Annotated in this window: 31 protein-coding genes and 1 tRNA gene; 22 read left to right on the plus strand and 10 right to left on the minus strand. The window is 54.8% G+C overall.

Annotated elements, in window-relative coordinates; all coding sequences use genetic code 11:
• Positions 1 to 21: 21 nt before the first annotated feature.
• The 5 genes from COMA1_RS11185 to COMA1_RS11205 all read left to right on the plus strand — a co-directional run bounded on the left by COMA1_RS11185 (position 22) and on the right by COMA1_RS11205 (position 2,496).
• On the plus strand, positions 22 to 627 hold the full coding sequence (locus COMA1_RS11185) for a YceI family protein (protein WP_090748393.1): 606 nt from the start codon (positions 22 to 24) through the stop codon (positions 625 to 627).
• Positions 628 to 741: 114 nt separating this feature from the next.
• Complete coding sequence (locus tag COMA1_RS11190; protein WP_090748395.1) at positions 742 to 1,743, plus strand: zinc-dependent alcohol dehydrogenase family protein; 1,002 nt, start codon at positions 742 to 744, stop codon at positions 1,741 to 1,743.
• Positions 1,744 to 1,780: 37 nt separating this feature from the next.
• Positions 1,781 to 2,041 carry a type II toxin-antitoxin system HicA family toxin gene (locus COMA1_RS11195; RefSeq protein ID WP_090748398.1) on the plus strand — a complete coding sequence of 87 codons (261 nt, stop codon included), beginning with the start codon at positions 1,781 to 1,783 and terminating at the stop codon, positions 2,039 to 2,041.
• Entirely contained in the window at positions 2,038 to 2,259 is a 222-nt protein-coding gene (locus COMA1_RS11200) for a type II toxin-antitoxin system HicB family antitoxin (protein WP_090748401.1), read from the plus strand. The genes COMA1_RS11195 and COMA1_RS11200 overlap by 4 nt, the downstream gene beginning before the upstream one ends.
• Before the next feature lie 27 nt (positions 2,260 to 2,286).
• Complete coding sequence (locus COMA1_RS11205) at positions 2,287 to 2,496, plus strand: hypothetical protein (protein ID WP_090748404.1); 210 nt, start codon at positions 2,287 to 2,289, stop codon at positions 2,494 to 2,496.
• 100 nt (positions 2,497 to 2,596) lie between these two features.
• Here COMA1_RS11205 and COMA1_RS11210 read toward each other — a convergent pair whose 3' ends face one another.
• Both COMA1_RS11210 and COMA1_RS11215 read right to left on the minus strand, forming a co-directional pair.
• Entirely contained in the window at positions 2,597 to 2,878 is a 282-nt protein-coding gene (locus COMA1_RS11210; protein ID WP_141654306.1) for a hypothetical protein, read from the minus strand.
• A 45-nt stretch (positions 2,879 to 2,923) separates the two neighbouring features.
• Positions 2,924 to 3,211, minus strand: a complete 288-nt coding sequence (locus COMA1_RS11215) for a hypothetical protein (RefSeq protein WP_090748410.1) — start codon at positions 3,209 to 3,211, stop codon at positions 2,924 to 2,926.
• 148 nt (positions 3,212 to 3,359) lie between these two features.
• Between COMA1_RS11215 and COMA1_RS11220 the strand changes: the two genes are divergently transcribed.
• Together COMA1_RS11220 and COMA1_RS11225 are read left to right on the plus strand one after the other, a co-directional pair.
• Positions 3,360 to 3,617, plus strand: coding sequence for a VF530 family protein (locus COMA1_RS11220; protein WP_245631009.1), 258 nt, complete (start codon positions 3,360 to 3,362; stop codon positions 3,615 to 3,617).
• A 4-nt stretch (positions 3,618 to 3,621) separates the two neighbouring features.
• On the plus strand, positions 3,622 to 4,161 hold the full coding sequence (locus tag COMA1_RS11225; RefSeq protein ID WP_090748416.1) for a YaeQ family protein: 540 nt from the start codon (positions 3,622 to 3,624) through the stop codon (positions 4,159 to 4,161).
• Between the two features lie 40 nt (positions 4,162 to 4,201).
• On the opposite strand, the gene COMA1_RS11230 is transcribed toward COMA1_RS11225, so the two are convergent.
• Positions 4,202 to 5,029, minus strand: coding sequence for a uroporphyrinogen-III synthase (locus COMA1_RS11230; protein WP_090748419.1), 828 nt, complete (start codon positions 5,027 to 5,029; stop codon positions 4,202 to 4,204).
• Positions 5,030 to 5,170: 141 nt separating this feature from the next.
• Here COMA1_RS11230 and COMA1_RS11235 point away from each other — a divergent pair, with 141 nt between their 5' ends.
• From COMA1_RS11235 to COMA1_RS11245, 3 genes are read left to right on the plus strand one after another with little or no spacing between them, the layout of a single operon-like run.
• Positions 5,171 to 5,611: a VOC family protein gene (locus COMA1_RS11235; protein WP_090748422.1), complete on the plus strand. Its 441-nt coding sequence runs from the start codon at positions 5,171 to 5,173 to the stop codon at positions 5,609 to 5,611.
• A gap of 52 nt (positions 5,612 to 5,663) precedes the next feature.
• A complete protein-coding gene (locus COMA1_RS11240; RefSeq protein WP_090748425.1) occupies positions 5,664 to 7,292 on the plus strand; it encodes an MBL fold metallo-hydrolase in 1,629 nt (542 codons plus the stop codon).
• 26 nt (positions 7,293 to 7,318) lie between these two features.
• A complete protein-coding gene (locus COMA1_RS11245) occupies positions 7,319 to 8,341 on the plus strand; it encodes an NAD-dependent epimerase (RefSeq protein WP_090748428.1) in 1,023 nt (340 codons plus the stop codon).
• An 18-nt stretch (positions 8,342 to 8,359) separates the two neighbouring features.
• On the opposite strand, the gene COMA1_RS11250 is transcribed toward COMA1_RS11245, so the two are convergent.
• On the minus strand, positions 8,360 to 8,920 hold the full coding sequence (locus COMA1_RS11250) for a hypothetical protein (RefSeq protein WP_090748432.1): 561 nt from the start codon (positions 8,918 to 8,920) through the stop codon (positions 8,360 to 8,362).
• A gap of 422 nt (positions 8,921 to 9,342) precedes the next feature.
• On the opposite strand from COMA1_RS11250, the gene COMA1_RS11255 reads away from it, so the two are divergent.
• The gene (locus tag COMA1_RS11255; RefSeq protein WP_090748434.1) at positions 9,343 to 11,352 is read left to right on the plus strand and encodes a monovalent cation:proton antiporter family protein; all 2,010 of its coding nucleotides are present in this window, start codon (positions 9,343 to 9,345) and stop codon (positions 11,350 to 11,352) included.
• 41 nt (positions 11,353 to 11,393) lie between these two features.
• Here the strand turns inward: COMA1_RS11255 and COMA1_RS11260 are convergent, their stop codons facing one another.
• The gene (locus COMA1_RS11260) at positions 11,394 to 12,476 is read right to left on the minus strand and encodes an aromatic ring-hydroxylating oxygenase subunit alpha (RefSeq protein WP_090748437.1); all 1,083 of its coding nucleotides are present in this window, start codon (positions 12,474 to 12,476) and stop codon (positions 11,394 to 11,396) included.
• Between the two features lie 187 nt (positions 12,477 to 12,663).
• On the opposite strand from COMA1_RS11260, the gene COMA1_RS11265 reads away from it, so the two are divergent.
• The 5 genes from COMA1_RS11265 to COMA1_RS11285 all read left to right on the plus strand — a co-directional run bounded on the left by COMA1_RS11265 (position 12,664) and on the right by COMA1_RS11285 (position 16,020).
• Entirely contained in the window at positions 12,664 to 13,194 is a 531-nt protein-coding gene (locus COMA1_RS11265; protein WP_090748440.1) for a DsrE/DsrF/DrsH-like family protein, read from the plus strand.
• Between the two features lie 36 nt (positions 13,195 to 13,230).
• Positions 13,231 to 13,476 (plus strand): sulfurtransferase TusA family protein, encoded by a 246-nt coding sequence (locus COMA1_RS11270; protein ID WP_090748443.1) that lies wholly within the window; start codon positions 13,231 to 13,233, stop codon positions 13,474 to 13,476.
• A gap of 87 nt (positions 13,477 to 13,563) precedes the next feature.
• Complete coding sequence (gene ftcD / locus COMA1_RS11275) at positions 13,564 to 15,030, plus strand: glutamate formimidoyltransferase (protein WP_090748446.1); 1,467 nt, start codon at positions 13,564 to 13,566, stop codon at positions 15,028 to 15,030.
• Positions 15,031 to 15,102: 72 nt separating this feature from the next.
• The gene (rpsU, locus tag COMA1_RS11280) at positions 15,103 to 15,297 is read left to right on the plus strand and encodes a 30S ribosomal protein S21 (RefSeq protein ID WP_087473173.1); all 195 of its coding nucleotides are present in this window, start codon (positions 15,103 to 15,105) and stop codon (positions 15,295 to 15,297) included.
• Between the two features lie 63 nt (positions 15,298 to 15,360).
• On the plus strand, positions 15,361 to 16,020 hold the full coding sequence (locus COMA1_RS11285; protein WP_090748449.1) for an endonuclease III domain-containing protein: 660 nt from the start codon (positions 15,361 to 15,363) through the stop codon (positions 16,018 to 16,020).
• A gap of 246 nt (positions 16,021 to 16,266) precedes the next feature.
• Here COMA1_RS11285 and COMA1_RS11290 read toward each other — a convergent pair whose 3' ends face one another.
• The gene (locus COMA1_RS11290) at positions 16,267 to 16,686 is read right to left on the minus strand and encodes a hypothetical protein (RefSeq protein WP_090748453.1); all 420 of its coding nucleotides are present in this window, start codon (positions 16,684 to 16,686) and stop codon (positions 16,267 to 16,269) included.
• Between the two features lie 3 nt (positions 16,687 to 16,689).
• The gene (locus COMA1_RS11295) at positions 16,690 to 17,037 is read right to left on the minus strand and encodes a hypothetical protein (RefSeq protein WP_141654307.1); all 348 of its coding nucleotides are present in this window, start codon (positions 17,035 to 17,037) and stop codon (positions 16,690 to 16,692) included.
• A gap of 118 nt (positions 17,038 to 17,155) precedes the next feature.
• Between COMA1_RS11295 and COMA1_RS11300 the strand changes: the two genes are divergently transcribed.
• The 4 genes from COMA1_RS11300 (at position 17,156) to COMA1_RS11315 (ending at position 21,964) form a co-directional block, all read left to right on the plus strand.
• Entirely contained in the window at positions 17,156 to 17,587 is a 432-nt protein-coding gene (locus tag COMA1_RS11300) for a PGPGW domain-containing protein (protein ID WP_090748459.1), read from the plus strand.
• A gap of 92 nt (positions 17,588 to 17,679) precedes the next feature.
• Complete coding sequence (gene polA / locus COMA1_RS11305; RefSeq protein ID WP_090748462.1) at positions 17,680 to 20,346, plus strand: DNA polymerase I; 2,667 nt, start codon at positions 17,680 to 17,682, stop codon at positions 20,344 to 20,346.
• A gap of 646 nt (positions 20,347 to 20,992) precedes the next feature.
• The gene (locus COMA1_RS11310) at positions 20,993 to 21,250 is read left to right on the plus strand and encodes a hypothetical protein (RefSeq protein ID WP_090748465.1); all 258 of its coding nucleotides are present in this window, start codon (positions 20,993 to 20,995) and stop codon (positions 21,248 to 21,250) included.
• A 396-nt stretch (positions 21,251 to 21,646) separates the two neighbouring features.
• Positions 21,647 to 21,964, plus strand: coding sequence for a putative signal transducing protein (locus COMA1_RS11315; RefSeq protein ID WP_090748468.1), 318 nt, complete (start codon positions 21,647 to 21,649; stop codon positions 21,962 to 21,964).
• 28 nt (positions 21,965 to 21,992) lie between these two features.
• On the opposite strand, the gene COMA1_RS11320 is transcribed toward COMA1_RS11315, so the two are convergent.
• From COMA1_RS11320 to COMA1_RS11330, 3 genes are all read right to left on the minus strand, one after another.
• A complete protein-coding gene (locus COMA1_RS11320) occupies positions 21,993 to 22,436 on the minus strand; it encodes a surface-adhesin E family protein (RefSeq protein ID WP_141654308.1) in 444 nt (147 codons plus the stop codon).
• An 88-nt stretch (positions 22,437 to 22,524) separates the two neighbouring features.
• Positions 22,525 to 22,782: a hypothetical protein gene (locus COMA1_RS11325; protein WP_141654309.1), complete on the minus strand. Its 258-nt coding sequence runs from the start codon at positions 22,780 to 22,782 to the stop codon at positions 22,525 to 22,527.
• 78 nt (positions 22,783 to 22,860) lie between these two features.
• Positions 22,861 to 22,950, minus strand: a tRNA-Leu gene (locus tag COMA1_RS11330).
• 286 nt (positions 22,951 to 23,236) lie between these two features.
• Here COMA1_RS11330 and COMA1_RS20630 point away from each other — a divergent pair.
• Entirely contained in the window at positions 23,237 to 23,788 is a 552-nt protein-coding gene (locus tag COMA1_RS20630) for a hypothetical protein (protein ID WP_141654310.1), read from the plus strand.
• Between the two features lie 44 nt (positions 23,789 to 23,832).
• A complete protein-coding gene (locus COMA1_RS11345; protein WP_090748484.1) occupies positions 23,833 to 24,864 on the plus strand; it encodes a substrate-binding periplasmic protein in 1,032 nt (343 codons plus the stop codon).
• The last annotated feature ends 10 nt before the right edge of the window (positions 24,865 to 24,874 follow it).

The raw sequence follows: 24,874 nt of genomic DNA on the forward strand, positions 1-24,874 counted from the left end.
GAACAACCGAGAGGTGATGATATGAGACATAGGAGAAGCTGGATCCAGGGGATTGCAATAGCCAGCCTGTTCGCGTTTCTTCCGCTGGGCGCCCAAGCCGAGACCGCTCGTTGGGAGATCGATCCAGACCACTCGCTGATCGAGTTCCGCGTGGCACACATGGTGATCTCGAAAACCTCGGGGCGATTCACGGATTATCGTGGATTTATCGAAATGGATGCGGATGCAAAAACCTTCAAGGCGATTGAAGCGACCATCAAGGCCGAGTCCATCGATACGAACCATGAGAAACGTGACGGACACTTGCGCAATGCCGATTTCCTGGACACAAAACAGTTTCCGACAATCATCTACACAATGAAATCCGCGCAGAAGGCCGGAGAGAGTTACACGGTCGTCGGCCTTCTCACACTCCACGGTGTGACCAAAGAAGTGCCCCTCACTGGCACGTTGAACGGCATCACGAAAGACCCCTGGGGAAATACGAGAGCCGGATTCACCGCCGACGGCAAATTGAATCGCAAGGATTTCGGCATGGTGTGGAACAAAACCCTCGATACCGGTGGATTGGTCGTCGGAGATGAGGTGCAGATCCATTTGGACATCGAGTGCATTAAGGCAAAATAGCCATAAAACCTTGCAGGAGTTTCGTGTTCTCTGGTTCAGACACAAACCTTCTTCATTCACATTCAGCCCCGAAACCAGAAACCCGCAACTCGAAACTCTTACCCCGAGTGATTTATGAAAGCGATGGTGCTCGACCAAACGAGCGACGTCTCCCGTAACCCACTCCAGCTTCAGGATCGGCCTACGCCAAATCCAAAATCCGGCGAGATCCTCGCTAAGATTCATGTCTGTGGCGTCTGCCGCACGGACCTTCACGTCGTGGAGGGAGAGCTGCCGGACACAGCGTTGCCGGTCGTTCCAGGACATCAAGCAGTTGGGACCGTGGTGCGACTCGGCGCTGGGGTCTCGGAAGTGAAAGAAGGCGATCGTGTCGGGATTGCCTGGCTGCAAGGCACATGCGGACAGTGTGAATTCTGTACAAGTGAACGAGAAAATCTTTGTTTGGCAGCAAGATTCACCGGCTATCAGGTCGACGGAGGTTATGCGGAATATGCCGTCGTGCCAGCACGATTTGCTTATCTCATTCCGGCAATCTTTTCTGATGAGGAAGCCGCTCCGTTATTATGTGCGGGCATTATCGGTTATCGAGCGTTACGACTCAGCGGCATCAAGCCTGGTCAACGGCTTGGACTCTATGGATTCGGGGCCTCAGCCCACATCGCCATCCAAATTGCGCGTCACTGGGGTTGTCAGGTCTACGTGAGCTCGCTCAAACGGGAGCATCAGGAACTCGCCAGACAACTAGGAGCCGTCTGGGTCGGTGGAGCAACAGAAACGCCGCCGGACAAACTGCATGGGTCCATCATCTTTGCCCCAGCCGGTGAGATTGTCCCTCCCGCTCTGCGCGCACTTGAACGAGGTGGTACACTCGCGTTAGCTGGTATCCACATGTCGTCGATTCCTCCACTCGACTACAATCGTGACGTCTTCGGCGAACGAGTCATCCGCAGCGTGACCGCCAACACAAGACAGGATGGAATCGATCTCTTACGCGAAGCAGCAGCAATTCCCATCAAACCACATACGATCCGATTTCCGCTGGAAGAAGCGAACCGTGCCTTACAGGAGTTGAAGGCCGGAAGTTTTCAGGGAGCTGCAGTGCTGACGATGCCATGAGGCAATAACATTCGAAGCTGAGAACCGAGTTAGACGCATGAAGAATCGAAAACTGTTGGCAAAGGCACTCAGCGGCTCAAAGAGTCTTCGCTTTGGTGAAGTCACTGCACTTGCAAAGGCGTTTGGTTTCCGACTGTCACGAACTAAGGGCAGCCACCATATCTTGGTTCACCCGCATATCCGTGAATTGGTCAATCTCCAGGATGTTGATGGTAAAGCCAAACCCTACCAGGTTCGTCAATTACTTGAGATCGTTGAACGCTATAATCTACAATTGGGTACAGGTGAAGAGCGATGAAGGACTACCACATCAATATTTTCTACAGCGAAGCGGACCGAGGCTATATTGCTGACATTCCCGACCTGGATGCCTGTTCGGCGTTTGGGAAAACTCCTGCCGAAGCACTCAAGCAAGCAGAAGTCGCAAAACGCGCATGGCTGGCAGCCGCGCGCACAGAAAAGAAACCGATTCCCAAGCCCCGCTATCGCCCGGCCATCTATCAAACCGGCACATAACCTGGGCTTGGCCCCTCCTGCATCCCCATGCTGGACAATAATCGCGATGCCTTCGGCGAGCGAGTCATACGCAGTGTGACGGCGAATACGACACAGAATGGGATTGATCTCCTACGTGAAGCCGCAGCAATTCCGATCAAACCACATACGGTCCGTTTTCCGTTGGAAGAAGTGAACCATGCCTTACAGAAGTTGAAGGCCGGAAGCTTTCAGGGAGCTGCAGTGCTGACAATGTGATCACGGCGGGTGAATCTGATCAGGATTGTCCTCCTGAAAAAACAATCTTCAAGGGCAAGTAAAGAACAAACGGAGTCTCCCCGGGGAATATGGTGGGTCACTAGGACATCCTCAACTCGCCACCACTCAACACCTGCCTCTTCTTCTGAGGGGGTGGCATTCTCGTCTGTATATTGGACTTGCGTTCTGGGCAATCGAGGGAAATATGATTAGGCTGCAAGGCAGTCTTCTTTTTCTTGTCCGCGCAGGTGATGCATAGGTAGTGCATCGGCTCGCCATTTGCCATGTCTGCCTTCAGTTTGCATGCAAGGGTTTTGGTGTCCGAAAATTCAATACGCTGATAGCGTTGGATTTGATTTTTCCAGTCTTCCGTGTCACTCATCTGCACTCAAAGAGCTCATACCTGCTCGGCGAGTGTAGCTTGTTTTTATTGGCTCGCCAATGCAGACGCGATGGCACTGCGGAGCTTTAGTTGGGCATCGTTAACTGCCGCCAAAACTTCGTTGGAATTCGAGAGACCCTGAGTTGCCTTGACAAGGTCAAAGAGGATCTGTGCACTTTGGAAAGCAGCGGTAAATTCCGCATACATATTGAGACCTCCAGCTATGAAAGACCCCGCCTTCTTACGGGCATTGCCAAAGGTATAGAGGGCGGGAGTCGTTTTTTGCTTTAATTTCTCAACCGCTTCGAAAAGTCCAAACGTATCAGGCCTCATGCTGCATCAGGCATAAGATGAGCTCCACTCTCTCCTCAACCTGCTCACACCCCTCTTTCTCGAATCACCGCGTTTACTCCAGCTCTGCAATCGTTCCTACCAAGCCCACTTGTGGAACTCACCCGCAATCGGTACTCTGCATTTCCTCATGTCTACATCATCCGTGAATCAGCCGCACGCTATGGCGCATCCCCGTGATCCCCTGCACGGAATCACCTTGGAAACCATTGTCACGACCTTGGTCGCACGGCACGGATGGGCGATACTGGGTGCACGCGTACCCATTCGCTGTTTCCGCCATCATCCGACGATCCGGTCGAGTCTGACCTTCCTGCGCAAAACCCCGTGGGCACGCAAGCGAGTTGAACAGATGTTTATCGTGGAGCGCCACTCACATCCAGACTGACTCTATGGCATCGAACGCGACCATCTATAAAGCCGTGCTGCAGATCGCCGATCTGGACCGTCAGTACTTCCAGGACCATACACTCACGCTTGCGCGCCATCCGTCCGAGACCGAGGAGCGCCTGATGGTACGGGTGCTCGCTTTTGCGCTCCATGCAAACGAAGCCTTATCTTTCGGCAGAGGGATCGGCACGGAAGATGAACCAGCCCTGTGGAAACGGGATGATACCGGAACCATCGACCTCTGGGTCGAAATCGGCCAACCAGACGAGAAGACGCTGCGTCAGGCCAGCGGCCGCGCCAAACAAGTCATCGTCTATGCCTATGGAGCCCGGAGCGCAGAGGTATGGTGGGCGAACCAGCGCCAGTTGCTCGACCGGCTGAAAAACCTCTCCGTGACGCTACTTCCCATGGACAGCGTTCGTGCCCTAGCAGGAATGGCGAGACCCGCAATGCAGCTGCAATGGACGATTCAAGAGGGGCATCTCTGGATCGCGGATGGGACGCAGACGCTCCAGATTGAGTTACAACGATTGAAGGGCTGATGTCACGAAGTACCGCTCGCTCGCTGACTGATGATCGACTCTACCGCTTGCGGCCAAGAATACTCGCCGCCTGCTCAGACACTTCTTTTACCAAAACCCCCATCTTCGGATGTGACGGCTCGAAGTCGACCGGCCAGTCGAAGTGGCGCAACCGTTCGCTTGCGGCGGGCCCGATGGAGGCCACAACCAGTTTCTGCACCGCGTCATGAAACGGGATAACGTGTCCGTCCTGTTCCAACACCTGCATGACATGATCGATCTGCATGGCATTAGTAATGAGCATCACCTCCACCCGTCCAGCAATGATACTCTCGCAGGCGGCACGCATCGGTCCGAGATCCTCCGGTAGGGCCCATTGGTAGATCGGCACGGGGAAGACCTCTGCCCCGCGCTGTTCTAACGCCTTCACCAGTGCGGTATTGGGAATGCCATATTCCTGCACCGCGATCCGCACCCCGGGCTCGAGGCTGTATTCATCAAGGGCAGACACCAGATCGATCCAGGTATTGGGCTCCGGCACCGTGATCGTGGGGATGAGCCCCAAGGCCTTGAGAGCTGCAACCGTCTTTGCTCCCCGAGCAATGGTCACGATCTGTTGTAAGGCCTCAACAATTGACGGCCAGGGATACCTCGGTTTCAGGATTTCGAAGAGCGCCTCTGTGCCGACGCCGGTCAGCAAAACGAGCATATCAATCTGCCCCGCCATCAGTCGCGCTCCGAATTCATAGGCCACGGTGTTGCTCTCCAGCGGGACCTCGCGCAGCGCAGGAGCCACCAGCGGGCGCCCTTCGTACCGCTCAATCAGGTTGGCCAGTTCCGTCGCCATCCGGCTTTCGAATGCCACTACCGTCATTCCGTTGAATGTCATAGTCGTGACCACTCCTCCATGATCAGACACCAATCATACTACACTCGTCGACGCGAGTGAGAGCCGGTTTTCCGTTGACGGCTGCTCGTTGCTCTCCCTACTATACAGATACACGTTTGTTCACTGAGTGCGTGATACTTCATGACGGCACCACTGCATCGCGGCCTTCGGCACCTGGCGCTTCGCGTCATCGATCTTCCTCGATCACGTCGGTTCTATGAGCAGCTGCTCGGCATGAAGGTCGTCTGGGAACCGGACCCGGAGAACGTCTATTTCAGTTCCGGAGTCGACAACCTGGCATTGCATCAAATCTCGAAGCGTGAATTGGAGTCCTACGATCCCTCGAAGACCCAACTGCTCGACCACATGGGCGTGATCCTGGACAGTCCGCAGGCCGTGGATCAGATGTACCGTGAGATTGTGCCTTCAATTGAGTCGCTGGGTGGACGAATCACGAAAGAGCCCAAGCAGCACCGCGATGGCAGCTACTCATTCTATTTCTCAGACCCTGACGGCAATATGATTCAGGCCCTTTACGAACCAACTATCAGTGTATTGGAATGGATGAAAGGCAAGACGTGAGCAGTGAAATAACCTACCCTCTCTTACGTTTCACGTCTCACGTTTCACGCTCATGAAAGTCTGGGACACCCTGCCTCGCAACCATTATGTAAGTCTCGTCCCTTGGTGTTGGGCTCAACTGGAAAGTGCGGAGGCCCCGGGCCCCTTTCCATTCGTCGGCGGCATCGCCTCTGATATTGTAGCCAGCCTGCACGAGGCTCATGGTCTCCTGGCCAGCGCGATCGATACCGCAATCAGCGATGTCTTCTCGAAGCGGGCGCCGCTCGACGAGCCTGAACGTCGGCGACGACTCGAAGATGCCTATGCAGAGCTGATCAATGCCCGACCCTATCTTCAGCGACACATCCGCTGTGGCCGCCGACCGGACGGGACATTTCAGTGGGAATTCCCGACTGATCCGACTCAATCCGCAGCGGTTACGAACGGCGGCCTCCGTGTATTTCACGCGATCAACCACCAGGCCCTCCCGTTGGGATTCAATAATCGCCGTCTGGGCCCATCAATCGGCAAACTGCTCGGCCTGCTCGATGGCACCCGTTCTACCGATGAAATCAGCACGGTCGTGTCGTCCATGCCTCGCGACCACCAGAGTCTACTGACCACATTCATGGAACTCTTGCAACGTCATGAATGTCTGACTACATCGCCCACCGCGTCCCTGCGCCGCCATTGGTTCGATGTCGTTCAGGATCAAGATACCGTGCACCTCGGACATGCAGCCTTGCTCTACCGACAACGTGACACGGTGTTGCTCTTTGATCCATGGCTGTTGCCCTGGTTCGCAGAATCACCCTTGCCATCACTATGGGGCGGGCTGCTCCCCAAACCTGCCGCAGTATTTCTCACGCATGATCACGATGACCATGTGGATCCCCGCACCTTGCTCCATCTGCCGAAAGAAATCCCCATTATCGTCCCCAGCCGGCGCAATCGCACACAGCTGTTTTTTGACTATCGCTCACTCCTGGCAGAGCTGGGATTTGAACAGGTGATTGAGCTGGCTCATGGCGAGTGTTGGCCGTTTGAGGGAGGCACCGTCGTTTCCGTCCCCTTCTATGGGGAAGATCCCTGTGACCTCAACATGCCGAGGAATTGCTACCTGATTTCCGATCGCGGCCACAATGTCCTGATTCATGCGGACAGTGGCCCAACCAACGACGGACGGTCGGCCCTCAAAGATTCGGTTATTCAACAGTTGGTCTGTAAATACGGACCGATTCCCCTCGTACTGGCTTCCCAACAACAGCTCCTCGAGCTTCGGACCCATGCGGCCCATGCCGCCCTCTCCCAGCCCGGCCAATGGCTCGACGTCGGTGAGAACGGCTATCTGACGAACAGCTATCTGGCCGAACTCTGTGCCGCTGCTCGAGCACAGCTGTTTGTTTCGTATGCCACCGGTGGAGCGGACTGGTACCCCGACCACCTCTCCTTCATGTTCAGTCGCCGCAATCCCTCCAGAACCGCGCTCTTGACCGCGCACTGGGAACCGGCAGAAAAGTTGAATGACCTTCTCGCTTTACAGAACTGTCGCTATCATCATGCCCACGCCCTCGACATCTATCGACCCACGAATGGTGGAGCGATCGGTATCCACCCGACAGGAGAAACCCTTGCCCCACTCACGCTCTATCGTGTAGATCATGGCGACCCCCCATTTATGAAAACCGCGCAGCGACGATAGGCCATTATTTTTTTTGAGGAGTAGCGATGAGCGAAAGACCATCAACGATTCTTGTCACCGGAACCGCGGGATTCATCGGATTCCATGTCGCCATGCGTCTCTTGGACCGAGGCGACCATGTCATCGGCCTCGACAACATCAATGATTATTACGACGTCCGGCTGAAGGAGGCTCGCCTCGCGCAACTGAAGCCTCGTGAACGATTCACATTCGTTAAACTGGACCTCGCCAACCGACAAGGCATGAAAGATCTTTTTGCCAACCAGCCAGTCCGACGCGTGGTACACCTGGCCGCCCAGGCTGGGGTTCGCTATTCGCTGATCAATCCACATGCCTACACCGAGAGCAATATTGAAGGGTTCATGAATATCCTGGAAGGCTGCCGTCATAACCAGATCGAACATTTGGTCTATGCATCTTCAAGCTCCGTCTACGGCGGTAATACCCACATGCCGTTCTCGATCCATGACAATGTAGATCACCCCGTCTCGCTCTACGCCGCCAGTAAAAAGGCCAATGAGCTCATGGCGCACTGCTATGCCCATCTGTATCGGCTCCCCTGTACCGGACTCCGCTTCTTTACCGTCTATGGACCCTGGGGACGCCCCGATATGGCGCTCTTCATCTTCACCAAGGCAATCTTGGAGGGTAAACCGATCGACGTCTTCAATCAGGGCAAGATGAGGCGTGACTTCACCTATATCGATGATATTGTCGAAGGCATCATTCGGACCCTCGATCGCCCGGCAACGACCAATCCATCCTGGTCGGGGGACCACCCTGATCCCGGAACCAGCTCCGCTCCGGCGCGCCTCTACAATATCGGCAACCATCAACCGGTGGAACTGCTGCACTTTATCGAGGTCTTAGAAAAGGCGTTGGGTAAGAAGGCGGAAAAGAACCTGCTGCCTATACAGCCCGGCGACGTCCCAGCCACCTACGCTGACATCGACGATCTCACGAAGGATGTGGGCTTCAAGCCGAGCACCCCGATCGAGGTGGGGATTTCTCGTTTCGTGAAGTGGTACCGAGAGTTCTACAGAGTATGAGGAACTGACCTTGTCACGTTAAAAACACCCTACCGGCACAAACCCTGTCCCGAAGAGCCTCGACAACGCGATGTAGCGCGCATTGTCATAGAACGAATGGCTGGCCCCTCGCTGATTTCTCCCCGTGATGTCCCCCCCATAGGACGGATCGGTCCCGAAGAACATCCCTCCCCTGGTCTTCTGTACGAGGTGCATCCATTCCATATACAGCGTGCAGACTTCCGCCTGGACTGAGCCAGAAGCCGTGTTGCTCGCATACCAGTCACGTGCCCATTCCGGCACCTGCCGTCCTGCACCGACCGACTCACGGTCCCGAGCGGGAGGCAAATCAAACTGTGAATCCCTCGTTGCCTGCGGTCGAGGAATGGTCGGCATATTCACCAAATCAGGCACGATAGAAAGCGGTTTCAGATCCATCGCTTGGCACCCGGTCCGCTCTTTGTTGGTGTACAGCGAGGTCCCGTCTGCCTCGAGACATTTCCAGGTCGTTGAACTAGCTCCCATATCCCCCCGCGCTATTCCCGTGGACAGGACCACCAAAATGGTCGCAGAGAGGAACATTCCTTCAACCTGCCGCATGGGACACCTCCAGATCATATAATCAAGACAGGCGGTGCGTGAGCACCCCTGGTCACCCTCAATAATTGGTGCGCACACCCTACTCAATACTTTGTTTTCCGTCTATGCAGCTTTAGAGGGGGAATCACAACCTATGGCCCCTCGACCGACTGACATTTACCGTGGTTTCACCCGTCGCTCACCCCAAGCCCATGCGGGGCCGGCACCCAGCAGCCTACCTTTACATACCCGGGCTCCCTTACCCCAAATCGCTCCTGTCCCACACCCTGCATTACCTTGTCCGAGATAGAAACCTCAGGTATCCTGCCTGTCATAGGCTCGATACGCTGTTGGATAAAGCAACGTAGGCTCGTACTCTCACGTCGTCAGTAGTCTCTGGACACATTCATCAAGCAACGACGTACGATCGATACCAGCCCAGTATGACCGACTACAATGTCCTCACCAATCTGCTCTTCATCTATACCGTGTCGATTGCGGTGGTGTTTCTGTTTCATCAGTTCCGACTCCCCTCGATCGCCGGATTCTTAGTCGCCGGTGCGCTGATCGGCCCCCATGGGCTCAATCTCATTTCCGATATCGCCACCGTCCAGGTCTTGGCGGAAATCGGCATCGTGCTCCTCCTGTTCACCATCGGCATTGAATTCTCGTTGGTCCAACTCGCCTCCCTTCAACGCCTGCTGCTGATCGCCGCTCCGATCCAAGTAGGAGGCGTCATCGCCATCACATCGCTCGGCGGCACTCTCGCGGGATTACCAACCTCTCAGGCAATCTTTTGGGGGTTTCTGCTCTCACTCAGCAGCACCGCCATTGTGCTCAAAGCCTTGACTGCCAGTGAAGCAAGCGATTCAGCGCACGGGCGGGCGACGATCGGGATCTTGGTCTTCCAAGACATCGCCGTCGTACCGATGATCTTGCTCACACCCATCCTTGCCAGCCCTGGCGATGGGGCGCTTGTACCGGTGTTGCTCTCTCTGGGCAAATCTTTAGTCGTGGTGGCCTGCATTCTGGTCGGCGCGTGGTATGCGGTTCCGATCTTGCTTGAACACATTGTCCGCAGTCGAAGCCGAGAACTGTTCTTGTTGACTATCATCGTTCTCTGCCTCGGCATCGCCTGGCTGACCTCTCTCGGTGGACTCTCGTTGGCGCTCGGCGCCTTCATCGCCGGCATCGTGATCTCCGAGTCAGAATACAGCCACCAAGCCATCGCCGAAGTGCTGCCTTTTCGAGATAGCTTCAATAGCCTCTTCTTCGTGTCCATCGGCATTCTGATGGATTGGCATATCCTGCTGGAGTACCCCTTCGTCGTGACCGGCCTTCTGCTGATCGTCCTCTTGGTAAAATTCTTCGCGGGCGCAGGCGCCGTGCTTGCCGCCTCCATGCCACCCCGGTCCGCGGTCATGACCGGCATCGCACTCGCACAAGTGGGAGAGTTCAGTTTTATCCTGGCACAAGTCGGCCAGGAGGATCAGCTCCTGTCCGGGACACAGTATCAGATATTTCTGGCCGTCTCAGTTTGTTCAATGATCATTACCCCGATCCTCATTCAGCTGTCGCCGCATCTCGGTCGACGGGTCGAGGCCATTCAGCGACTCCACCGCTGGTTCCCCGAACAGACCATGACACATGTCCTCGAAGCGGAAGGGCGGCATCTACGCATCAAGGACCATGTCATTATCGTGGGATATGGATTGAACGGCCGCAACCTCGCTCGCGTCTTGGGCGAGACGGAGGTTCCCTATATTGCGTTGGATTTGGACGGTGAAACCGTACGCCGAGAGGCTGCGCATGGATTACCGCTCTACTACGGAGATGCGACCAATCCAACCGTGTTGCGGCATGTCAAAATTGAACAGGCGCGAGTCCTGGTTGTGGCCATCTCCGATCCCTTCATGGCGCGCCGGACCGTGCAGGTTGCTCGAGGACTGAATCCAAAGATTCATATCGTCGTCAGGACTCGCTATTTACGTGAGCTGGAAGAACTCCATCAGCTCGGCGCTGACGATGTGGTGCCGGAAGAATTCGAAACATCGATCGAGATTTTCGCGCTTGTTCTCCGCACCTATCAGATGCCGCAAGACTTCGTCATGCGCAAGGCGGAGCAGGTTCGTCGGGAAGGCTACGCGCTCCTTCGGCGAAGCGAACTGCCTGAGCTGGCCCACCACTTGCGCGGCGGCACTCTCGCCGACGTTGAAGTAGAGACCTGCCGGATTGAGGAAACCGCACCGGCGGCTGGGAAAACGCTCGCCCAGCTGGCACTGCGTCTGCGGACCGGAGCGTCGATCATTGCCCTGACCAGAGGTGGGGTGACGGAATCAAACCCGTCGGACAAAACGAAACTCTTGGCCGGGGATATCGTAGTCCTAATCGGATCACGCGATGAAATTCGTCGGGCGATGGAATTCATCCTCACGGATCAACCTGACCGATAACTTCAGACTCTCCGCGCTGTCTGGTCGTTTCTACGAGAAGTTCAACTTCGCCAGTGGAGCGTGACTCGTTCTTTGAGCGGGTGATCGAAGGGACGCCCGGTCTGAACCGATTCAAGATAGGCGGCTTTGAGCTTGTAGTACCATCGAGCCGGCATATCAGCGTCCCCCAGAAACATTGATGAGGGCTTGTGGCGGAGACCCACCGCTAAATGCTTCATGGCCCGTTCATCCTGGCTCAGAAACATCTTGGTCAGCGTACGAAAAATCAGATTGCCGAAGGGCAGCCAATGCAGACCAAACCAGTAAGCCGAAAAGTCAATGCGACATTCCATCTCGGATACCGGTGTGGCCATCAATCGATTGGCAACCCACGCGCTACCGCATTGCATCAGCTCGACCCGCTGATTCGGGAGGATAAAGTCGATCGTGGTCGTCATCGGCCCGCCGTAGATGCGCTCGACCCAATGAAACGGCCCGCTATTCTTCGCCGGCCGGTGCGCAGTCATCCGGAAGCCATAGGGGATCGGCTCAAAGATTTTCGTCTTCTCATGCATCCGCGCATCACTGCGCCACCAAGAATGGACGTACGGTCCATGAACAGGATCGATAAGCCCGATGACACCATCATCGGCCGTGCAGGTATAGGTCAGGGAAATGTGGAATGACTGCCGAGGCTCCGCAGGAAGAGGCATGCGCGGAGCAGGTGGCAACGGGTCCCTGTTCCCTCGTTCATCAGCCAGATATAACCAAATCATCCCGTCCGTCTCTTCAGCGGGATACGAAGTGACACCGACCTTCTCCGTTTGGAACGTGCTTCCGTCAGGTAACGCAGGAATTCGACGACATCGCCCCTGCGTGTCAAACTGCCAACCATGGTAGGGACATTCCACTCGTTCACCGTCAAACCGTCCGCATGACAACGGCATACCCCGGTGAGGACAGAGATCGCGCATGGCAGCCAGACGTCCCTCTCGATCGCGGCATAGCACGATCGGCAAACCCAACATCACCAGCCCTTTCATCGTCCCTGGCCTCAGGGTATGGCTCGGCACAGCCGGATACCAGAAGCCGAAGAGCGGAGCACTCCTAGATGATACGACTTCAGGTGATGGGGCTTGAATCATAACTGAACAGGAGGGGCACAAGAAGGCTTCCTAAGATCGGTTTATGACTATAGCGGGCGGCGGAGAGCAGGTCAAGCAACGAACGGACCAAGTAGGATAACCCTGTTCCTTGACACTCCTAAGAACCACATACTATTCTGTTTGACTACTGAGCACTCTGAGTTTTTGCATGATGTGAGGTGATACGATGATTGCCACACAGATCGAGCCAGCGGCGACGTTGGCACAGCTACAAGAATCCAAGCCAGAAAGTGTCACCATCGTCTTGTTGAGCGGTGATCTCGATCGGGCGATGGCCGCTTTCATCATTGCGACAGGCGCAGCCGCGATGGGGATGAAGGTCACGATGTTCTTTACCTTTTGGGGGCTGAATACCATCCGAAGAAAAGGCGCGACCAGTTCGGCGAAAGACTGGCTTCGCCGAATGTTTGGGCTGCTCAACAAAGGCGGCGCCGACAGCCTTCCGCTATCCCGTTTTCACATGGGCGGGTTGGGCACGAAGATGATGCAGAAAGTCATGAAGCAAAATCGCATGCCCGATGTACCTGAATTGATGCAGACCGCCCTGGATCTGGGCGTCCATTTTATCGCGTGCACGACGACCATGGGGCTCATGGGTATTACCAAAGACACCCTCATCGATGGCATCGATCAGTTCGCAGGGGTCACGACGTATCTGGCGGAAGCGAAACGGGGCAGCGTAAATTTGTTCATTTAATCTGACTGCTCTCAACTGAGCGTGAGGGATATCTTCATGATGCAGGCCGATGTGAAACTCGATACCTTAGGGTACTTTTGTCCCATGCCGATCATTCTGACGTCGAAGAAGATCAAAGAGCTGGCCCTGGGCCAGGTGCTGGAGGTCGTCTCCGACGATGAAGGCATCAAGAAGGATATGCCGGCTTGGTGCGAAACCACCGGCCATCAAATGGTGGGACTGGAAGAGGAGCAGGCGAAGTCGGGAAGGATTTACAAAGCCTTCGTCAAAAAGACAAAATAATTAGACCTTTTCGAGATCACCAAGACCAGAAGCCGGAAGGACCAGACGAAGTCCTCCGGCTTTTTCGTTTACGCTCAGACAGATGGCATGGACCAAATCATTGAATGTGTGCCCAACTTCAGTGAAGGCCGAAATCGAGCCACCGTTCAAGCCCTACTCAACGCGGTAACCTCGACACCCGACGTCGTACATTTGGACCACTCGATGGATTCAGATCACCATCGAGCCGTCCTGACCTTCTGCGGAACCCCAGAAGCAGTCGTCGATGCGGCTTTCCGTGCCATCTGTACCGCAACCAACCTCATTGATCTGCGAAACCATGCCGGTGTGCATCCTCGGGTGGGGGCCACAGACGTCGTCCCATTCATTCCAATCAGGGGTACGACGATGGAGGATTGTGTCCGGCTTGCCGCACGACTCGGAGAACGAATTGGACGTGAACTAGAAATTCCCGTCTTCTTGTACGAACGCGCCGCAACGCGAGCTGATCATGCCCCCTTGGAAGCGGTCAGACGCGGGGGCCTCAAAGGATTGGCGTTCCGAATGGCATCTGATCCGAATTGGGCACCTGATTTCGGCCCGCCTCGGCTCCATCGGAGTGCCGGAGCCATCGCCATCGGGGCTCGACTTCCGCTGATCGCCTTCAACGTGAACCTCCGCTCTCAGAACATCGAGATCGCCCGCTCCATTGCCAAGACTGTCCGACAATCGAATGGCGGCTTGCCCCATGTGAAGGCGATCGGTGTCGAACTGGCCAGCCGCGGCATGGTCCAGGTTTCCATGAACCTGACAGATTATCAGGTGACGCCAGTACAGTCTGCGTTTCAGGCTGTCAAAACTGAAGCAGAAAAACAGGGGATTTCAGTAGCCGGAAGTGAGTTGATCGGTTTACTTCCGCAGGCTGCGTTAGAGCACGCTGCAGTGACGTCGCTTCAGCTGGAACGATTCGATCCATCACATATCCTGGAAAAAAGAATTGCCGAAGCCATGGAGATAAAGGACACATCCGATCAGACTCTATCGGACTTTCTGAGCGCCGTCTCTGATACCAAACCCATTCCCGCAGGTGGAAGCGTCGCCGCTCTTGTGGGCGCCTTAGCTGCCGCGTTGGGAGTTATGGGCGCGCGCCTGGCTAAACAATCCGACGGAGAAAGAACCCTTCTGCGATTGAGTCGGCGGCTATACGACCTTGTTCAAGAAGATGCATTCGCCTATGGGGTCCTGATGGAGGCCTACAAGATTCCCAAGGAACACTCAGATCGTCCTGGTACAGTTTCGAACGCGCTCCTCAAGGCGACGGAAGTCCCTCTGGAGATTGCAGAAAGAGCCTGCGATGTCGCACGTGTCCTTCATGGCTTACGGCAGGTGGTCAAGCCAACAGTCTATTCAGACCTTACGGTGGGTATGATCCTGGCTATCGCGACTGCTGACGCAGGTCTCTTCACGGCACGGACAAATGTAAAATGCTCAACAAATCATTCTGTTATGGAATTAGTGCAAGCAAAAATCATAAAGACACGCGAAAGTCTTGAGGAGCTGAAGAGGTTGTGTTAGACTCCGCGGCTGCATTGTGACGAACCATCACCAACAGGCTGGATTGGCCTGAGAAAGTCGGTAGTTAGCCGGATGGAAATCAAGGTCTTCAATAACAACGTTGAAAAAGCACTGAAAGTTGCCAAGAAGAAGCTCGCAGGCGAAGGTCTGTTTCGTGAGCTCAAGCGTCGCCGTTTTTATGAGAAGCCAAGCGTGAGGAAGAAGGCCAAGCAACGCGAAGCCCAACGACGCCGGCAGAAGTGGTTGTCAAAGCGGAAGCCTGAGTAGAGACTCCCGTTAGGGTTCTTCACCCCCTTCATTCGCCTCCTCCTCGATCGTGCCTACGCCCTTATGCGTCAGGAGCAGATCCATGCCGCCATCCGCATCCTCAAGCGGGAAATTCGCCGATGGGAAGAGCCAGTCGTCGGCGTAGTCGCCAAGGAATCAGACCGGGATCCTTTCCTGATTCTTCTTTCCACTCTCCTCAGTTTACGAACCAAAGACAAAACAACCAGAGAAGCCGGTGATCGGCTCTTTGCTTTGGCTCGCACGCCAGCCACGATACTCCAGATACCGCTGAAGAAAATCGAACAGGCGATCTATCCGGTGGGGTTCTATCGGACCAAGGCGAAATCAATCCACGAGATCTGCCACCGGTTGATCAACGACTATGGTGGAGCCGTTCCAGACTCGATCGACGAACTGGTCAGCTTACCAGGAGTCGGGCGGAAGACTGCGAATCTCGTGGTCACGATTGGATTTAGAAAACCTGGAATCTGTGTCGATATTCACGTGCACCGCATCAGCAATCGCTGGGGCTACATCAAGACTAAGACGCCGGAAGAATCGGAAACTGTGCTCCGCCGTAAACTGCCGAAACAATACTGGATCATCTACAACGACCTTCTCGTCCCCTATGGACAGAACCTCTGTCTTCCTGTGTCGCCCCTATGCAGCACGTGCAAGCTGACGGACCTATGCGATCGCGTAGGAGTCACAAAATCGCGTTAAAGGTGAAAGGCAAACGGTGAGACCTAAAAAGGATATCAGATTCCTTCTTTACGTTTTACCTCGCCTCTAACACGCTAGCAGTGTGTTGACAAACCCTGGCTGCCTGAAGAAAGAATCTGTACACGTATGGTTGCTGAGCAGATCCGGATGGGCCGCAGCGAGTGAAGAGGTGAATCGTACTCTGCCCTGTACGGTGAGCCTCTGAGCGACGCGAGAACGCCGCTGGCGGTCTTTGTCAACAGCCTGCTAGATAAAGAGTTTCGTTTCCGCTTCGGCCGTTAACGACAGGATCGCGGGCAAGCCCATCACTTCGTCGACATTCTTTTCAACCGCGGAACTGTCCACGCCCATATATTCCAGGCCAGCGCTGCAGGCGATCAGCCGAAGTGCCCCGACGTGCTTCGCATCTTGGAACATTTCTGAAATCTTGGGGACCTTCTTCTCCTTGAGCAGCCGAGCGACCTCCTCTGCTGATCCCGCATACTCCGGCGGAAAGTCGATCTGATCGATCTTGCCCTCGGCCAGCTTTTTGATCGTCCAAAACAGCAACACCACGATCACGTCTTTGCCCATCGCGGCGGCCGTCATGCCGAGCGTCGCGACCTGATGCAACTTATCGTAGGTCGCATTGTGTGCGAAAATGACAAACTTGGGTTTGGTCGACATGGCTTACTTCTTCCGTACCCTGGCTTTCACACTGTTGACATAGTCTGTAATTGCAGCATCCACTTCATCAACCGTCATCGGACGATCATGTGTTTCACTTTCATCAATGAGATACCGGTCCTGCTCTTTTTCCTGTTTCAAAATGACGGCGTTTTCAGGGGTCACCTCAATCAGCATAAACCATTCCTTCACCCCCTGTGAGAGCACCACCTGCTTGCCGGCGCCCTTTCTAGTGATCTCAATCTGAAGCCCATCATCCGTTTCCGTCGAGGGCCAGACCCCGCTTGCAAACGACATATCCCCAATGACGACCGTCAAGATGCCTAAGAACGTTGCAGCTTTGAGGTTCACCTGACACCACACTGCCGTCACGATGCGATTATAGCGAGCATGGGGCGACTCCGTAAACCATGGAGATCTACCTTGTTTGCCTTGAGAGGCGTCGGAGCCCGTGTTAGGATGCCGCCCGATGGATGGACTCATTGCAACGGTTGAGCAGTATATCTCCACCGAAACACTCGTCACCCTGACGGCCCTCTCGATCGTCTTTTTTGTCGGATCGTTGATCGCCATCCCGTTCATCCTGGTCAGGTTGCCGACAGAATTTTTTGACACGCGTGTACCACGACGTTGGATGGAAAATCATCACCCGGTGCTTCGGCTCCTCGGCCATCTCGCGAAGAATGTGGTCGGCGCGATCTTTCTGTTCGCCGGATTCTTGATGCTCTTCCTCCCAGGTCAGGGCATTCTCACGATGTTAATCGGGATCACGATGCTGGACTTTCCCGGCAAGCGCAAACTCGAAGCCAAGATGATCGGGCAGCCCGCTGTTCTGGGCACCATCAACAACATGCGCCAGAAGTTTGGGAAGCCTCCGCTCACGATCGCGCCAGACCCCTGACCAGGACTGAGACAACAGTGCTGAGTACTGAGATGGGGCGTATGATCTCCTCTCAATACTCAGCCCTCAGAAGTCCGCACTGAAAGAGCTCCATGCCTGAGACATCACTCCAATCCAACAAGCGCCCCACTCTGTATTTGATCGACGGCAGTGCCTATATCTATCGCGCTTTTTTTGCCCTGCCGGCCCTCAATAACTCCAAAGGCCTCCAGACCAACGCCGTCTATGGGTTCATGACCACGCTTCTCAAGATCATCCGTGAACATCGCCCGGATGGCCTGATCGTCGCATTCGATGAGAAGGGGCCGACCCTCCGGCACGAGGAATTCAAAGAGTATAAAGCGCAGCGTCCGCCGATGCCCGACGGCATGAAGGCTCAGATCCCGTACATTCATCGAGCCGTGGAGGCACTGAATATCCCCGCCGTCAAACAAGTCGGCTACGAAGCTGATGATCTCATCGGCACCCTCGCTCGCCAAGCAGAACGGGCCGGCCATGATGTCATTATTGTCACCGGCGATAAGGACATGCTCCAACTCATCACACCGCACGTGCGCATCTACGATCCGGTGAAAGACAAATGGTCCAGCGATGCGGAATGTATCGCCAAGTTCGGTGTTGAACCGGCGCGTGTCGTCGAAATCATGGGATTGATGGGCGACAGCAGCGACAATATCCCTGGGGTGAAAGGCATCGGCGAGAAAACCGCTATGAAACTCATTGCTCAGTTTGGGACCATTGATGAGCTGCTTCGCCGACTCGACGAGGTGACACCCGCACGTATCAAGACCCTCCTGACAGAACAGGCGGACAATGCACGGCTGAGCCGGAAGCTCGCGACCATCGATACCCAGAGCCCGGTAGACTTCCAGCCTGAATCCTACCGGATCAAGCCACCGCACGACGAGCAGCTCGCCGAACTGCTGCGCGAGCTCGAGTTCATGTCGCTGTTGAAGAGTCTTCAGCCGTCCTCCAAACAGCCAGAGGCCAAAGCTCCTGCGCCAGTCGTCATCGAGGATGAGTCAGCCGCACAGCGGTTCGCTGAAAGTTTACCCAAACATACTCCGCTCGCCGTGCATTGCCTCTTCGCCGGACAACCAGGTGTGCATGCCGATCTGAACGGTCTCGCGCTCTCGAGTGGAGGCCACACCGTCTTCGTCCCGATCGATATTCACGCCTATATGCGACCGATCATGCCTCTCCTTCACGATCCACAGAGAACCAAAGTGGCACATGACCTCAAAGCCACCCTATTGGCCTTACATCGCCTGGGCGTGACCCTGGCGCCACCCTATGTCGACACCATGGTCGCCGATTATCTACTCAATCCCAATCGCCGAGACCATGGCCTCGAAACGATCGCGATGGAACGGCTTGGAGAGCGGTTCGGATCGGATAAGGGAAAAACCGCTCAACCTCAGTCGCTCTTTGACGTTGATTCCGGCTCCCGAGAGCAAGCCACAGAAGCCGCTTCGTGCTTGATACAACTCGAACCCATCCTCGCAAACCAATTGACGGGCCAGGGAAGCCTGCCCCTCTTTACCGATGTCGAGATGCCACTCATCCCGGTCCTGGCAGACATCGAACGGAATGGGTTCTTGCTCGATGTCGAAGCGCTACACACCTTGGGTAAAGAACTCGAACGGGAACTCGACCGCATGATGGACACCATCGCTGGAGTAGCCGGAGGCGAGTTCAATATCAATTCCCCGAAACAGCTGGCCACCGTCCTGTTCGAGAAGCTCGGCCTAAAACCCCTGCGGAAAACAAAGACCGGGTACTCCACCGATGAAGACACCTTGACCCAACTGGCATCGCAACATGACTTGCCTGCGCAGATTTTGAACTACCGTAGCCTCAGCAAACTCAAGTCCACCTATGTGGACGCCTTACCAGAACTCGTCAGGCCGGAGACGAAACGGCTCCACACCTCGTTGAACCAGACCGTTGCCGCAACTGGACGGCTGTCGTCGACCGATCCGAATCTGCAAAACATCCCCGTCAAAGGGGACTATGGTCTCCGCATTCGTGAAGCGTTCATTGTTCCGAAGGGTCATGAGCTGCTCTGCGCCGACTACAGCCAGATCGAGCCGCGCATCCTCGCCCATCTGTCACAAGATCCCAGGCTGCTCTCGGTCTTTGCCAAGGAAGAAGACATCCACATGGCCACGGCCATGGAAATCTTCGGGCTCCCCTCAAGCCAGATCACGCGAGATATGCGCCGCGCGGCCAAGACCGTCGTCTTCGGTATCGTCTACGGCATCAGCCCGTTCGGTCTCTCCCAGAATTTAGGAGTACCCCAGGCCGAGGCGAAAAAATACATCGAGACGTTCTTTGAGCGATTCGCTGCGGTGCGGGCTCTCATGGATCGAAACATCGCCGAAGGGCGAGAGAAGGGCTATACCACCACTATCCTTGGCCGCCGCCGGCCGATTCCTGAGCTCCAGAGCGGCGATCCTACACAACGGGGCTTTGGCGAACGCATGGCGGTGAATAGCCCCATCCAAGGTTCCGCGGCGGACTTGATCAAAGTGGCCATGATCAACGTCCACAAGACCCTGCACAAGGAACTGCCCCACGTGAAGATGATTCTTCAAGTCCACGACGAACTCATCTTCGAAGTGCCGGGCCACGATCTGGAGGAAACAAAACGGCTGGTGAAGCAGGAGATGGAAGGAGTAGGTAAACAGCTCGGCCTTTCAGCCCCGCTCAAAGTCGATCTCGGCGTCGGTAAAAACTGGCGCGTGGCGCATCCGTAATGCGATATCCTCATTCGGATCAAGCGCGTTGTGTTAGCTGCTCACTACGCATGCAGCGAAAACGCTCGAATTGCAACGGAGTTGGATCGCCTGACAGAGTTTGATGTCGACGAGTCGATCTTGAGCGACGTATCCGCTTCAGAGGTACTCCGCACGACAAACATCCAGCAAAGGCGTGAAGGCTGAAGCCTCACGAATGCCCGGTCTGCGACGAGAACGTCTATGACCGTGAGGCCATGCGAAAAATAGGCGCGCACTCACCAGATTTTTCAAAGGCTCGCGCTTCCCTGTTCATGCGAGCTCTTGGAGAGAATCGAGTCAGACATCCCTCGCCAACGCCATATCTCAAAGAGACACGAACAACTGTTTTTGAGGTTGACGGCTAAGATCCAGGCTGCGATGAGTCATACGAATCTCGCTTAGCCTGAAATCCCTTCCGATTTTCCGAGAACAAGAATAGCTCACTGAGGACTCGAATCCAATTCTCACCGTTGACACTTGCATCCTCGTCAATCAGCGGGTACATAGGAAGATAGCGGATGTCGGTAGGCAGATGAGATCATCCGCTTCGAGCAAGATCTATCTCGGCGTCGGAAGGAACTGACGCGTCGAATTCTCCCAGCCCACAACCGATGTGAGGTGACATATGCTGACCATACGAATTTCAGTCGCGTGGACGATAGCGGCCATCACCCTTGGAACACTCGGCATCTTATTCTTACTGGGCCAACCCTTCTCCGCAAAAGCCCAAGAGCCCAAACGATATCAGTACATGATCGTCGAGGTACTGCCTGATACCCAGAATATGCAAACCAAGCTGAATGAATTTGGAGCCGATGGCTGGGAGCTGGTGGCAGCCCCGATGGGGAACATGACCGAACCGAGACTGATTTTTAAGAAGTAGACTGAGAATTCATCCCCGCTGACTCTTAATCAGCGGGGATATTCTTTGAACTCTCTACCTTCCCTTGTTCTTTAGTTCCATTGTTCTACAACCGCTTGGAGCCGCACGTATGGAATTCTTGACTCCGGATCAGGCAAGGCCTAGGCTCTAAGCTGATCGTCCATGAGAACTCAGATGCCGACCCCCTAAGAAACAGGCCTTCGATATAATAAAGAAGCTATCTGCGAAAGCCACGTGGAACGATATCATGTTCGAAATCTTCGTCCGCAAAAAGATCGAGGCCGACGTCCAGGTTGCTGATGAAGGGAGGTCTATTCCGTACAAAGTTGTGAAAAAACGCTTCCTTCGGTAAGCACCTGTTCCTTGAGAACCGCCACGCGCAGCTGCAGGAGCTGGATGAAAAAGATCTTCGTCTCTCAGCATTTATTTGAAGTCGAAATGCGCAAGGAGCAGCTTGAGCAGGCCGGCATCCGGTGCCTGATCAAGAACCAGCGTTCATCCGGCTTGGCCGGAGAGATTCCTTTTACTGAAGTGTTCCCTGAACTGTGGGTCATCCAAGACGAGGCCGCCTATCGGGCGCGACAAGTCCTCGACGAAGAGTTGATTACTCAGCCGTCAAATCCAGGGGCTTGGGTCTGCACCGGGTGTGGCGAACAACACGAACGTCAATTTTCTGAATGTTGGAGGTGTGGAGGAACCAGCGTATCCCCGTGATGCAGCGCACTTGCATGCTCAGGCTTCACTACTTTTTCCCGCACAAAAATTTCCACACTGACTGCGCGAGTGTCCCTCGGGTGATGGGCACCCAGCTGGACTCACCAGATTTTTTGTAGATCGAGTGACCGGTCCCCATATTTCCGGCAAATCGCTCAATCGCCACAAGGCGAAACCGTTCCCTGGAACAATCGTGTTCCTCTTGGTTACGAGTGGATAAGAACGTGCTCAGCCCTCTGGTGCTGGCGGCCTTGAGATCATCTAACACTAGGGCCCTCACGATCTCCCCGTTCCGGCTGATGCTCTCCGAATCGACGTAGATCGCATCCTTCTCGTTACGATCGACCAACAGCCACTCCGCACACACCGCTCCTACACCCCACACCTGAAGAGCCATCAATACGAGAAAAATTCCAGGAGACGTCTGAAAAAACCTACGAGTGGACGGCACACACAACCTCAGTATACGCATGTTGGAACAGCACCACGAAGAAACGTGGCGCCAACGGAAGCGACACTCACTGACGGACATACCGTGTTGAGAACACGGGAATTCGTTGTCACTCAGATGGTGGCTTCATACCGAGCTCGTCGACCCGTTTCAAGCAGTCGTTGAATCCCTGCCGACGTTGGACAAATGACCAAAACAATTTGTACCGATTCAGCATGTCCAGCTGTTGTACATGTTCATCGCAGGTCTTCTGTTTCCAGGGCTCTACGTTGTCCGGCGGTGCGGTGACGACCCATGCTCCCCCAATCAAGGCCGAGACGAGCAGTACCGCACCACCGACGGCCATCATTCCTGTCTTGATGCTCATGAATCCCTCTTTCAGTACGTTGAACATCGGAGAGTCGGCCGATCTCTTTAGGATCAAACCTTACCCTCTTCATCAATATGGTGCCGGAGACCGGGATCGAACCGGTACGGGCCTTTTGAGCCCGAGGGATTTTAAGTCCCTTGCGTCTGCCTATTCCGCCACTCCGGCGAAGGGCGGATTGTATCATAGCGACCCTGGCTCTCTGCCACTATTCTCACGGTCCCGGCCCCTACCCATGGCATGACACACAAACACTGTGTGCGACAGACTGAATCGGCCACAGGATCGCATACCCGGCGATCGCGTCAGCAAGCAAGACGCCAAAAACTTTTATGAAATCACATCTGGGCCTGCGGTATAGTAATGGAAAATCAATTTCATCAAGCTCAAGAGTAGCAGTCTGAGAACCACGGTTTCACAATTTCTCCTCGCTGCCTTCCTCATCATAACGGCGATGCCGAGTGATGCGGTGAGCCAAGAGGCGGTTCTCGATATCCTTCCGCTCCGCCCATTCAGTTTCGACGCAGCCTTCAACCAACAAAACTTTGCACCAAAAAGCAGACTTATCTCCGTTAAAGGCGGATTCACCGCGCTTCGCTATGGCCCCCTTGAAGTACGAGGGATCTACCAGTATTTCAGTCTCCATAATCCCATTATAACTACTGACCAGCATCTTCTTTATGCGAACCCACGTTGGAATAATTTCATTGACGTATTGGATTTTCCAAGCGGCAAACCCATCAGTCGCATCCTGCGACATGTGCTCTTCGGTCCGCTGGAGCATCGGGCGGTACCCTATGTCGGCGCAATGCTGGGAGGCACCTTACCGGGGCGCGGCCCCCTTTCCCCCGGCTACCTATATGGAGGACAGATCGGTGTACGATTTCCTGTCGCTCAGGGATTTTCCGTCGATATGGGACTTCAGTACCTGCGATTTGAGATCGATGCCCAGAGTAGGTCCGACTTGGCAAAACAATGGCTCTTCACCATCGGCCTTCGGTTTTAAGCCGATGGTGCTGACGAGCTGTCGAGACATGGGAGATATGGATCGTGGGCGTTTCCGCCATTAAGAAATTCATCGGGTCACTTATGCTGGCGGGCCTCTGCACTCTTCTGCAAGGATGCGGTCTTGTCTATGATGCCGTCGAGCTCATACACCCATTGACCCAGGACGAACTGTCGGTCATCTGTGCCCGCGGGCGATTGCGTGTGGGGATTTCCGTTGAACCATTTCGTCCGTTCATTTTTCCCGCCATGTATACCGACGAGGGGATTCGAGTTACCGGACTGGATATCGAACTGATCCGAGAAGTCGCGGACGCTCTCACTGTTCACTGCGGCAAACAAACGCCTATTGTTCCCACCCTCCATGTCACTCGCTTCCCGGATCTCTTTATTAAGATGAACGAAGGGCAGCTTGATCTCTTTGTCTCATCCGTCAGCGGAACGATACCCGGCACGAGGCCGACCGGCCTATGGTTTTCGCTTCCGTACTTCTATAATGACGGCATAGCCGCTATCATCCAAAATCCAGACGTAGCGGACCGAATACGACAACAACTTCAACAGCAGAACGGGCAGGTGGATACCCTGGCTGCAGTCAGGAAAAGTTTTGCGAGATTGACCGTCGCCGTTCAAAAGGGACGATCCTCTCAACTGTATGCCGAGGCTAATCTCAAGCAGGCCCGCCTGGTGATCTGCGATTCACTTCCCGCCTCGATCGAAGCCAAGGATCTGAATATCGACGTGATCCTGACCAATCATTCCATTCTCGAGTATGTGACAAAACGCGTCTGGCAAGATTGGCGGCTGCTGACACAACTCGACGGCACCCCTATGATTCTGACTCATGAGAATCTTTCCATCGTGACCAGCGACGACCATAGGCAGTTACAATGGTTGCTGAACAATCTTCTGTTTCGCCTGGAAGAGTCGAATCGACTGAAGCATATGCGCTGGAGATGGGTGGACGAACCCTACGCGCCTACTCGGCGAGCAACCAGTGAAGGGCTACCCCTGGAGATCACGCAAGTTCCTCAGCATTACGATCAGGGGCAGTGCCGCGTTGCGGAGAGGCAATGAACAAGTCGGG

Source organism: Candidatus Nitrospira nitrosa (genome assembly GCF_001458735.1).
GTDB lineage: Bacteria > Nitrospirota > Nitrospiria > Nitrospirales > Nitrospiraceae > Nitrospira_D > Nitrospira_D nitrosa.